Here is a 10,946-nt window from a genome sequence, read left to right as displayed (position 1 = left end):
ACCGGCACTTACGGGAGATCGCTATGACTGATATTACGCAGTTGCTTGGCAAAGATGCCGACACGCTTTTACAGCACCGCTGTATGACGATTCCAGCCGACCAGCTCTATTTGCCGGGGTCGGATTACGTCGATCGGGTGATGGTTGATAACAACCGTCCGCCGGCGGTGCTGCGTAATATGCAAACCCTGTATAACACCGGCCGCCTGGCGGGAACCGGATATCTGTCGATCCTGCCGGTCGACCAGGGCGTAGAGCATTCTGCTGGCGCCTCTTTTGCCGCCAACCCGCTGTACTTTGATCCGAAAAATATCGTCGAACTGGCCATTGAAGCCGGTTGTAACTGCGTGGCCTCCACCTATGGCGTGCTGGCCTCGGTGTCGCGCCGCTATGCGCACCGCATCCCCTTCCTGGTCAAGCTGAACCATAACGAAACGCTGAGCTACCCGACCGAATACGATCAGACGCTGTACGCCAGCGTTGAGCAGGCGTTCAATATGGGGGCCGTGGCGGTCGGGGCGACGATCTATTTCGGTTCCGAACAGTCTCGTCGTCAAATCGAAGAAATCTCCGCTGCGTTTGAGCGCGCGCACGAACTGGGCCTGGTGACCGTGCTGTGGGCCTATCTGCGTAATTCGGCGTTTAAGAAAGATGGCGTCGACTACCACGTTTCCGCTGACTTAACCGGCCAGGCTAACCATCTGGCGGCGACCATCGGCGCGGATATCGTGAAGCAGAAAATGGCGGAAAATAACGGCGGCTATAAAGCGGTGAACTTCGGCTATACCGATGACCGGGTTTACAGCAAGCTCACCAGCGATAATCCGATCGATCTGGTGCGTTACCAGCTGGCGAACTGCTATATGGGCCGCGCCGGGCTGATTAACTCCGGCGGCGCCGCGGGCGGGGAAACCGATCTCTCCGATGCCGTGCGCACCGCGGTTATCAATAAGCGCGCGGGCGGCATGGGGCTGATTCTGGGCCGTAAGGCGTTTAAAAAATCGATGGCCGACGGCGTGAAGCTGATCAATGCCGTGCAGGATGTCTATCTGGACGGCAAAGTCACCATCGCTTAAGCATTCGTGTGGCGGCGCTGCGTCTGGCCGGGCTACGGTTTCGTGCGGTCTGGTAGCCCGGGTAGGGCGTTTACGCCGCAGCCCGGGATCTTGCTTACTCGCGAATCAGCCGCGCCGTGTGCTGTAGCGTTTTATACGCTTCATAGCGCCGCTGATGATCGGCGCTATACTGGGCAACGCAGCGGTAGGTTTTATCCACCCGGGTAAACTGCTTCATCGCTTCCGGCAGGGACGGGGCGATCTGGCCGGCCACCGCGCCGAGAATCGCCGAACCTAACAGCACCGGTTCGCTGGATTCGGTACTCACCACGCTCACTCCGCAGGCGTCCGCCAGCAGCTGGCGCACCAGCGGATGCTGCCCGGCTCCGCCGCTGATGACGATATGCTCGCTGTGGATGCCGCACGCCTTCTGGGCGTCAATAATCTGCCGCAGGCCGTAGCCGATGCCGCACAATCCGGCGACGTAGAGCGCCATCAGGTTGTCCAGATCCCGCTCCATCCCCAGCCCGGCGATAATCGCTTTCGCGTGCGGGTCGGCCAGCGGCGCCCGATTACCTAAAAATTCAGGCACCACGTGCAGCCCGGCGGCGAGTTTGACCGCGGCAGAAGGACGCTCCACTTTCGCCAGCACGCTATCGGCAAGATAAACCGGCAGCGGGACGCCGCGCGCCCTGGCCAGCGCCTTAGCCTCGACGGCGGCGGGATGGAAGCTCAGCAGCTGGTCGATGGCCGCTCCGGCCGCGCTCTGCCCGCCTTCGCTCAGCCAGAACCCCGGCACCATCGCCGAGTAATATGGCCCCCAGACGCCGGGCACGAACACCGCTTCCTGCGTGGTGGTCATGGTGCAGGAGGAGGTGCCGAAGACGTAGGCCATATTGTTGACCGCGCCGTTAAGCACGCCGACGGTGCCGATACCGCCCGCGTGGGCATCGATCATCCCGACCGCCACCGGAGTACCAACCGGCAGGCCCATCTCCTCTGCCACCGTGGCGCAAAGGCCGTCGCCGCAGGGGGTTCCCGGATCGACAATCCGCTGGCCGATGCGGACAAAATCTTCATCCGCCAGCTCTTCGAGGCCAATCTGGCGGAAGTAGCTGGCATCCCAGCGTTGTTCATGCGCCAGGTAGGTCCATTTACAGGTCACGGTACAGACCGAGCGGGCTAAATCGCCGGTCGAGCGCCAGGTGAGATAATCGGCGAGGTCGAAGAAGTGGCGCGCCTGCTGATAAATGTGCGGGCGGTTCTCCTTCAGCCAGAGAATTTTCGGCGTTTCCATCTCCGGCGAGATTTTACCGCCGACGTACTGCAGCACCGCGTGGCCCGTGGCGTTGATCTTTTCCGCCTGCCCGGTGGCGCGGTGATCCATCCAGACGATAATGTTGCGCTCCGCATCTTCCGAAGGCCCAACCGCCAGCGGGGTGTCGTTATCGCCAATCACCACCAGCGAGCAGGTGGCATCGAAGCCGATCCCGGCAATCGATGACGGCGCGACCCCGGCGCTGGCCACCGCCGTTTTAATGCAGTAACACACCGCCTGCCAGATCTCGCGGCTCGACTGTTCGACCACGCTTCCGGCGCTGCGGAACAGGGTAATTTCCCGGGTCGCGTGGGCGAGAAGCTCGCCCCGCAGATTAAACACCCCGGCGCGAACGCTGCCCGAACCGACATCGACGCCAATAATATGTTGCGTATCGCTTTGCATAACATCCTCTCACACAGTCTGGTTGAACGGTCAGAGATCCACGCTGTTCGGCAGGATCACAATGTCGCGCACGGTGACGTTTTTCGAGCGCGTCACCATAAACAGCACCGACTCGGCCACCTCAATCGGCTGCATCAGGCTGCCGTTGGCCAGCGCTTCGTCCATTTTGGCTTTCGGCCAGTCGTCCAGCAGGGCGGTGACCACCGGGCCCGGCAGCACGGCGCCGACGCGCACGCCGTACTGCGAAACCTGGCGGCGGGTAGTATGAACAAACGCCTGGACGGCAAATTTCGACGCGGTATAGATAGGCTCCCAGATCACCGGCACCACCCCCGCGATAGAGCTGGTGAAGATAATGTCCCCGGACTTTTGCGCGATAAGATGCGGCAGGACGCTACGCACGCAGCGGAAGGCGGCGTTGGTATTGAGGTGTAGCACGCGGTCCCAGACGTCCGGATCGCCCTCGGCCACCGGCCCGCCGATGTACGCTCCGGCGTTGGCGTGGAAAATATCGAGACGCCCGGTGAGCTGCAAAATACCCTGCAGAATATTATCGACCTGATCCGCCTGCATCAGGTCAACCTGCAGGGCGAAGGCGTTTTCGCCGAGTTCGGCGACAAGTTTGTTGAGCTTCTCGCCTTCACGGTCGATAAGCACCACTTTTGCGCCAGCGCCCAGCAGGGTCCTGGCGCATTCGAGGCCGATACCGGACGCCGCGCCGGTAATAGCGGCGACTTTACCGCTAAGGGAAGTATTCATAGAGGAGACAGAGTGGTTCATTTTATAATCCTTTACAGAGTCTGGTTGGAACTATCGAACGCGAGGGCATCGCGTTCGACGCTGGAGACGAAAACTTGTTAAGGTATTGAATATGAGCGTCATTTTTTTGATGTCCGCTGGCGTATTCACGCTGAATGCGTTAATACTTCGGGAAGTAAAATGGAAGCTCAATCGATGAAGCTCATGTTGCGCTAGCTTCATCGATTGAGCAAGTGGGGAAATTAACAGCGAAATGATTTTGTGACGCAAGTTGGGAAAATGAAGAAAATCACGATTTACGACCTGGCGGAACTGTCCGGCGTTTCGGCGAGCGCGGTGAGCGCTATCCTCAACGGCAACTGGAAAAAGCGCCGCATCAGCGCGAAGCTTGCCGAAAAGGTGACGCGGATTGCCGAGGAGCAGGGCTATGCGATTAACCGCCAGGCCAGCATGCTGCGCAGCAAAAAATCGCGCGTCATCGGTATGATTATCCCCAAATACGATAACCGCTATTTCGGTTCGGTGGCGGAGCGCTTTGAGGAGATGGCCCGCGAGCGCGGCCTGCTGCCGATTATCACCTGTACGCGCCGGAGGCCAGAGCTGGAGATCGAAGCGGTAAAAGCGATGCTCTCCTGGCAGGTTGACTGGGTGGTGGCCACCGGGGCAACCAATCCGGACAAAATTACCGCCCTGTGCCAGCAGGCAGGCGTGCCCACGGTCAATCTCGACCTGCCGGGCTCTGTCGCCCCGTCGGTGATATCGGATAACTACGGCGGCGCGAAGGCGCTGACCCACAAAATCCTCGCCAACAGCGCTCGCCGTCGGGGAGCGCTGGCGCCGCTGACCTTTATCGGCGGGCGCAGCAGCGACCATAACACCCGCGAGCGTTTACGCGGCTTCCACGATGCGCATCGGGAGCAGGGGCTGGTCGTGCCGCAGGAAAATATCCTGGCGCCCGGCTATTCAAAAGGCAAAGTTGAGGCCTGCCTGCAGGAGCGGTTTGCTACCGCGAAGACCCCATTGCCGGGGCTATTTGTCAACTCGACAATATCGCTGGAAGGGGTGGTGCGTTGGCTGTCGCAGGCGGGACTTACCGGCAGCGCCCAGCCGCCGATGGGCTGCTTTGACTGGGACCCGTTCGTCTATCTGCTGGGGCACGATATCGACATGGTGCAGCAGGACGTGCCGGCGATGCTGGAAGCGGTGTTCAAGATTATTGACGCCGGCGAGGCCGGGCAGCAGCGGATTGAAATCCCGCCGCTGTTGATGAGCAGCCGCTGATCCGGCTGCCGCCGTTAGCGCGTCAGCAGCCAGCGGGCGGTGTGCTCGTCGGTCACCAGGCCGTTGATCCAGCCGCCTTTAAGCGCCGCCAGAATCGCCGGACGTTTGTACTCGCCGCACGCCACCGCGATGCGCGGGCACTGGTTCTGGCGGATATCGTAGCTGGTGATCATTCTGTTGATTTCGCTCTCCACCACGCCGCCTTCGGCATCGATAAAGCGTCCCATGATCTCGCCGATGCCGCCGCGTGCGGTCAGCTCATCCATCTGCGCCTGATTGATAAAGCCATCTTTGAAGATGGGGCTTTGGGTACCTAATGGCCCAATACCGACAAAAATAACGTCCGCCCGGCGGGCGACGGCGGAAACGCTGCGAAACAGCCGGCTGGTACACCACATGTCGTACTCGTCCTGGGTCTGCGCGTAGCGCGGCGCGGGCCACTGATAGTACTTGGCCTTAATTTTGCTGGTCAGCAGCAGCGGGACGTCATCGTAATAGTTGCACTGTCCGTCGGCGTCCATGGCGCTGATCAGGGCGACGCAGCGGGTGTTCAGACTGTCGAAGTCGATGCGCTGCAGCGCTTTTTTCAGTGTAAGGCCGGAACCCAGGCCGATGATTTTCTCTTTATCATCCTGCAGATAGCGGGCCATCAGCTGATAGCAGCCGAAGGAGACGCTATCCAGGGTGCTTTCTTCGTTAAAGGCGGGGACGATATTGCACTCGATAAGCCGGTACTTCTCCTGCAGCAGCTGCGCATAGTCGAGGCAGTTCGCTACCGGGTGGTGCAGGCTAATTGACACAATCCCTTCTTCTTTCGCGGCGGCGATCAGCCGCTGTACCACCGGCCGCGACGTGCCAAGCTGGCTGGCGATCTCGCTCTGATTCTGCCCGGCGATGTAGTACATCCACGCGGCGCGGACCTTTTGATCCAGCCGGATATCATCTTCTTTGCTCATGCTTTCCTGCCCTAAGTGTCGGGCCGCGGCGATAATTTCGCCCGGCGAATACCCGCATTCTCGCCGTGGTCGTGAAAACTGGCAAGCTTTTGCTCTTTTCTGGTCATTTGTAATTTTATTGGGTAATTGTTCTTTTGTGATCCGTAGCTCTTATTTTGGTCAATTGATCATTTACAGTGAGGCCATCAACTCAAGGAGAGCGGAACATGAACAATCAATTCACATGGCTTCACATTGGTCTGGGTTCTTTTCATCGCGCGCATCAGGCGTGGTATCTGCATCGTCTGATCGCTTCCGGAGATAAACGCTGGCACATCGCGGCGGGGAATATCCGCAACGACGCCGAACAGGTGGTTCAGGCGCTGGCGGCGCAGGGCGGGCGCTATGTGCTGGAAACCGTCAGCCCGGAAGGGGAACGTGAATATGAAGAGATCACCTCCATTCAGAAACTGCTGCCGTGGCAGGCCGGGCTGCAGCCGCTGATTAACGAAGGGGCAAACCCGCAGACCAAAGTCATCGCCTTCACCGTGACGGAAGGTGGCTACTACCTGAATACCCGCCATAAGCTGGAAACCAGCAACCCTGATTTGCAGGCCGATCTGGCAGGGGAGTGCAAAACGATTTACGGCACTATCGCGCGGATTCTGGAAAAGCGTATGGCGGATAACGCCGGGCCGCTGACTCTGCTGAACTGCGATAACGTGCGCCATAACGGCGAACGCTTCCACGACGGTATGGTTGAGTTCCTGCAGCTAATCGGCAAGCAGGCGGTGATTGACTGGATGGCCGCCAACACCACCTGTCCGAACACCATGGTCGACCGCATCACCCCGCGCCCGGCGGCGGACCTGCCCGCGCGCATCAAAGCGCAGACCGGCATTGACGATAAAGCGCCGGTGATGGGCGAGACCTTTATCCAGTGGGTGGTGGAAAACAACTTCCGCGATGAACGCCCGAACCTGGAAGCGGTCGGGGTTGAGATGGTGGCGTCGGTGATTCCTTACGAAGAGGCGAAAATTCGCATTCTGAACTCGTCGCACAGCTGCATTGCGTGGGCGGGAACGTTAATTGGCCAGCAGTACATTCATGAAAGCACGCTAACGGATTTCATCTACGCCATTGCCGACCGCTACGTTACGGAAGATGTGATCCCATGCCTCGGCGATAATGGCATTGACCTGCCGGCCTATCGCGACGTGGTGCTCAAACGCTTTACCAACCCATATATCCAGGACACCAACCAGCGCGTCGCCGCCGATGGCTTCTCGAAAATTCCGGCGATGATCGCCCCAACCCTGCAGGAGTGCTACCAGCGCGGCGTTCGCCCGCAAGCCACCGCCATGCTGCCCGCGCTGTTCTTCGTCTTTATGGAGCAGTGGCACAAGGGCACCCTGCCGTATGAGTACCAGGACGGCATCCTCGACGCCGAGGGGGTACATCAGATGTTTGAAGCCAACGATCCGCTGGCCCTGTACGCCCGCGATAAAGCGCTGTTTGGCGAACTGGCCGAAAACGCCGATTTCCTCGCGCTGATGCGCGAAAAAGTGGCGGCCGTTTATACGCTGATTAACTAAGAGGTGGCTATGTATCTGGGTATCGATCTCGGCACATCGGAAGTCAAAGCGCTGGTCATTGATGAGAACAATGAGGTTATCGCCAGCCATAGCGCGCCGCTGAGCATTCAGCGGCCCCATCCGCACTGGTCAGAACAGTCGCCGCAGTCATGGTGGGAGGCGACGGAGTATCTGATGACCACGCTGCGGGAAAAATGCGCCCAGCACTGGCCGGCCATTAAGGCCATTGGCCTTTCCGGGCAGATGCACGGCGCGGTTCTGCTGGATGCCGAGGGGGAGGTGATTCGCCCGGCAATCCTGTGGAACGACACCCGCTGCGCCGCGGAGTGCGCGGAGCTGGAGGAGAGGGCGCCGGAGCTGCATCAGGTGGCGGGAAACCTGGCGATGCCCGGCTTTACCGCGCCGAAGCTGCTGTGGGTGCGTCGCCATGAGCCGGAAAACTTTCAGCGCACCGCCACGGTGCTGCTGCCGAAGGATTATCTGCGCTACCGGATGACCGGTAAAAAAGTCTCCGATATGTCCGACGCCGCCGGGACGCTGTGGCTGGACGTGGCGAAGCGCGACTGGTCCGACGCTCTGCTGGATAAATGCGGCCTGGCGCGCAGCCAGATGCCGACCCTGGTCGAAGGCTGTGAGGTTTCCGCCACCCTTGACCCGCAGGTGGCCGAACGCTGGGGGCTGAACGCCTCGGTAGCGGTAGCCGGAGGCGGCGGCGATAACGCGGTCAGCGCCATAGGCGTCGGCGCGGTTTCGCCCGGGGATGCGTTCATTTCGCTTGGCACCTCCGGGGTGCTGTTTGTGGTGACCGACGCCTATCGTCCGGCTCCGCAGTCGGCGGTCCATGCGTTTTGTCACGTGCTGCCGAATCTGTGGCATCAGATGAGCGTGATGCTCAGCGCCGCCAGCTGTTTGCAGTGGTTCTGCCGCCTGACCGGCACTACGGAAGTGGCGCTGCTGGAGGAGATTGCCGAACTTAGCGAAGAGGAGAAGTCCCACGCGCCGTTCTTCTTACCCTATCTCTCCGGCGAACGTACGCCGCACAACGATCCTGACGCGCGCGGCATGTTCTGGGGTATGACCCACTCCAGCCTGCGCGCCCAGCTCGGCTACGCGGTGCTGGAAGGGGTGAGCTTCGGCATCAGCGACGGTCTGCAGGTACTGAAAGAGAGCGGTACGCAGATCGAACAATGTTCGCTGGTTGGCGGCGGCGCCCGCAGCCCGTTCTGGGCGCAGCTGTTGGCCGATATCCTCGATATGCCGGTGGTGACCCACAAAGGCGGTGAGACCGGCGGCGCGCTGGGCGCGGCGCGGCTGGCCAGCCTGGCGGCGGGCAAACCGATTACCGAAGTCTGTGAAAAACCGGAGATCTGGCAGACCTGGCGCGCGGACCCGGTACGCCATCAAACCCTGATGCGGCGCTATGCGCAGTTTAAGGCCCTGTATTTAAACGATCTGAACTATCGGCAGCATTAATTTTTATCACCATAACCGCTCCGGTGAACTGACCGGAGCGGCCTCCTGTACCCTAAAAACGAGGTCATTATGTCCATCAATAATAAACAGTGGCTCGGTTTACCCCTGAACCTGCTCTGGGGATACATCGCCATTGCCGTATTTATGACCGGCGACGGTTTTGAACTGGCATTCCTGTCGCACTACATCAAAGAGCTCGGGTTCTCCCCGGCGCAGGCATCGTTCGCCTTTACCCTCTACGGCCTGGCCGCCGCGCTGTCGGCGTGGATCTCCGGCGTGGTGGCGGAAATCATCACGCCGCTGAAGACCATGATGATTGGCTTCGTGCTGTGGTGCGTGTTCCACGTGCTGTTCCTCGTTTTCGGCCTCGGTCACGCGAACTATGCCCTGATCCTGGTTTTCTACGGCATCCGCGGCTTCGCGTATCCGCTGTTCCTTTACTCGTTTATCGTCGCCATTATCCACAACGTGAAAAGCGATAACGCCAGCTCGGCGATCGGCTGGTTCTGGGCGGTTTACTCGATCGGCATCGGCGTGTTCGGCAGCTATATTCCGAGCTTTACCATCCCGCATATCGGCGAGCTGGGGACATTGTGGCTGGCGCTGGCTTTCTGCGTCACCGGCGGCATCATTGCGCTGGCTTCCCTGCGCCATATTAAAACGCCGCACCATATGCAGAACCTGACCACCCGCGAGAAGTTTGCCGAACTGGGCCGCGCGGCGACGCTGCTCTATACCAACCGCAATATTCTGCTGTCGAGCATGGTGCGAATTATCAACACCCTGTCGCTGTTCGGCTTTGCGGTGATTATGCCGATGATGTTCGTCGATGAGCTGGGCTTTACCACCTCGGAATGGCTGCAGGTGTGGGCGGTCTTCTTCTTCACCACCATATTTTCGAACGTGCTGTGGGGCATTCTGGGCGAAAAACTGGGCTGGATGAAGGTGGTGCGCTGGTTCGGCTGCATCGGCATGGCGCTCTCCAGCCTGGCGTTTTATTACATTCCGCAGCACTTCGGACATAACTTCGCGATGGCGCTGCTTCCGGCTATCGCCCTGGGGATCTTTGTCGCCGCGTTCGTACCGCTGGCGGCGGTTTTCCCGGCGCTGGAGCCGCAGCACAAAGGCGCGGCCATTTCGGTATATAACCTGTCGGCGGGGATGTCGAACTTTCTCGCGCCGGCCATTGCGGTGATTTTGCTACCGTTCTTCAGCACCATTGGGGTGGTGATCGCCTATACCGCGCTGTACGTGGCGGCTTTTTTCCTCTGTGCGTTTATTCGCGTGGAGCAGCCGGGTTTTTCCCACAAGGAAGCGCCGGCCAGCGAGCAGGTAGAGTTCTCTTAAGGTGATGCGGCCGGCATGCCAGGCATGCCGGCCTTAATGAGGTGGATGATGAGTATTCAGGCAGTGATTTTTGACATGGATGGCGTAATTATTGATTCCGAAGCCCTGTGGCGGCAGGCGCAAATCGACGCCCTCGCGCAGTGGGGAGCAACGGCGAGCGTCGAGGAGTGCGAAACCCTGACCAAAGGCAAACGCCTCGACGATATTGCCCGCACCTGGTGCCGCTATTGCCAGCTTGAGCTTGCCCCGCAGCGGCTTGAGGCCGCGATATTGCAGCGTATTACCAGCCTGATCGCCGCCGAAGGCGAGCCGATGCGCGGCGTGCATGAGGCGTTACGCTATTTTCGCCATACCGGTTATAAAATTGCCCTCGCCACCTCCTCGTCCCGGCAGGTTATCGCCGCCGTGCTGAACAAGCTCTCGCTCTGGCACTATTTTGATGTGATTTGCAGCGCGGACGATGAAGCGCAGGGCAAGCCGCATCCGGCGGTGTATCTGACGACGTTGGATAAGCTGAATCTCGACGCCAGCCGGTGCCTGGTGATCGAAGACAGCTTCAACGGCTTTAGCGCCGCCCGGGCGGCGGGGATTGCCACGATAGTGATTGCCGAAGATAGCCAGCACGCGCGTTTTCAGGGCGCCGCTGGCCGCTATCGGGCGCTGCCTGAACTGCTGGAAGCCCTTACCGCCGAGGCGGAGGCGGTCGAATAACTCACCCTTTCGTGAGCGCAGAAAATCCCGGGATGTACACGGTCGGTTACTCTCTTTTCTGCGCTCA

9 protein-coding genes are annotated in these 10,946 nt (G+C 59.9%); 6 read left to right on the top strand and 3 right to left on the bottom strand.

The window, feature by feature from the left end; translation table 11 throughout:
• Positions 1–23 precede the first annotated feature (23 nt).
• Entirely contained in the window at positions 24–1,076 is a 1,053-nt protein-coding gene (fbaB, locus tag F8562_RS01865; protein WP_004852587.1) for a class I fructose-bisphosphate aldolase, read from the top strand.
• A gap of 94 nt (positions 1,077–1,170) precedes the next feature.
• On the opposite strand, the gene F8562_RS01860 is transcribed toward fbaB, so the two are convergent.
• A complete protein-coding gene (locus tag F8562_RS01860; RefSeq protein WP_014839022.1) occupies positions 1,171–2,778 on the bottom strand; it encodes an FGGY-family carbohydrate kinase in 1,608 nt (535 codons plus the stop codon).
• A gap of 30 nt (positions 2,779–2,808) precedes the next feature.
• A complete protein-coding gene (locus F8562_RS01855; protein ID WP_004852583.1) occupies positions 2,809–3,558 on the bottom strand; it encodes an SDR family oxidoreductase in 750 nt (249 codons plus the stop codon).
• Between the two features lie 258 nt (positions 3,559–3,816).
• On the opposite strand from F8562_RS01855, the gene F8562_RS01850 reads away from it, so the two are divergent.
• Positions 3,817–4,818, top strand: coding sequence for a substrate-binding domain-containing protein (locus F8562_RS01850; protein WP_032693708.1), 1,002 nt, complete (start codon positions 3,817–3,819; stop codon positions 4,816–4,818).
• A 14-nt stretch (positions 4,819–4,832) separates the two neighbouring features.
• Here F8562_RS01850 and F8562_RS01845 read toward each other — a convergent pair whose 3' ends face one another.
• Complete coding sequence (locus tag F8562_RS01845) at positions 4,833–5,774, bottom strand: sugar-binding transcriptional regulator (RefSeq protein WP_014839020.1); 942 nt, start codon at positions 5,772–5,774, stop codon at positions 4,833–4,835.
• Between the two features lie 206 nt (positions 5,775–5,980).
• Here F8562_RS01845 and dalD point away from each other — a divergent pair, with 206 nt between their 5' ends.
• The 4 genes from dalD (at position 5,981) to F8562_RS01825 (ending at position 10,879) form a co-directional block, all read left to right on the top strand.
• Positions 5,981–7,348 (top strand): D-arabinitol 4-dehydrogenase, encoded by a 1,368-nt coding sequence (gene dalD, locus F8562_RS01840; protein WP_014839019.1) that lies wholly within the window; start codon positions 5,981–5,983, stop codon positions 7,346–7,348.
• 9 nt (positions 7,349–7,357) lie between these two features.
• Positions 7,358–8,821 carry a xylulokinase gene (xylB, locus tag F8562_RS01835; protein ID WP_014839018.1) on the top strand — a complete coding sequence of 488 codons (1,464 nt, stop codon included), beginning with the start codon at positions 7,358–7,360 and terminating at the stop codon, positions 8,819–8,821.
• 69 nt (positions 8,822–8,890) lie between these two features.
• On the top strand, positions 8,891–10,168 hold the full coding sequence (gene dalT, locus F8562_RS01830; RefSeq protein WP_004852573.1) for a D-arabinitol transporter: 1,278 nt from the start codon (positions 8,891–8,893) through the stop codon (positions 10,166–10,168).
• 48 nt (positions 10,169–10,216) lie between these two features.
• A complete protein-coding gene (locus F8562_RS01825; protein WP_014839017.1) occupies positions 10,217–10,879 on the top strand; it encodes an HAD family hydrolase in 663 nt (220 codons plus the stop codon).
• The last annotated feature ends 67 nt before the right edge of the window (positions 10,880–10,946 follow it).

This window comes from Klebsiella sp. RCJ4 (assembly GCF_009025755.1).
Classification (GTDB): domain Bacteria; phylum Pseudomonadota; class Gammaproteobacteria; order Enterobacterales; family Enterobacteriaceae; genus Klebsiella; species Klebsiella michiganensis.
This window is presented reverse-complemented; position numbering and strand designations above follow the sequence as displayed.

Coding starts and splice junctions, on each gene's coding strand:
- fbaB (WP_004852587.1), top strand. CDS start 24: ATGACTGATATTACGCAGTTGCTTGGCAAAGATGCCGACACGCTTTTA.
- F8562_RS01860 (WP_014839022.1), bottom strand. CDS start 2,778: ATGCAAAGCGATACGCAACATATTATTGGCGTCGATGTCGGTTCGGGC.
- F8562_RS01855 (WP_004852583.1), bottom strand. CDS start 3,558: ATGAACCACTCTGTCTCCTCTATGAATACTTCCCTTAGCGGTAAAGTC.
- F8562_RS01850 (WP_032693708.1), top strand. CDS start 3,817: ATGAAGAAAATCACGATTTACGACCTGGCGGAACTGTCCGGCGTTTCG.
- F8562_RS01845 (WP_014839020.1), bottom strand. CDS start 5,774: ATGAGCAAAGAAGATGATATCCGGCTGGATCAAAAGGTCCGCGCCGCG.
- dalD (WP_014839019.1), top strand. CDS start 5,981: ATGAACAATCAATTCACATGGCTTCACATTGGTCTGGGTTCTTTTCAT.
- xylB (WP_014839018.1), top strand. CDS start 7,358: ATGTATCTGGGTATCGATCTCGGCACATCGGAAGTCAAAGCGCTGGTC.
- dalT (WP_004852573.1), top strand. CDS start 8,891: ATGTCCATCAATAATAAACAGTGGCTCGGTTTACCCCTGAACCTGCTC.
- F8562_RS01825 (WP_014839017.1), top strand. CDS start 10,217: ATGAGTATTCAGGCAGTGATTTTTGACATGGATGGCGTAATTATTGAT.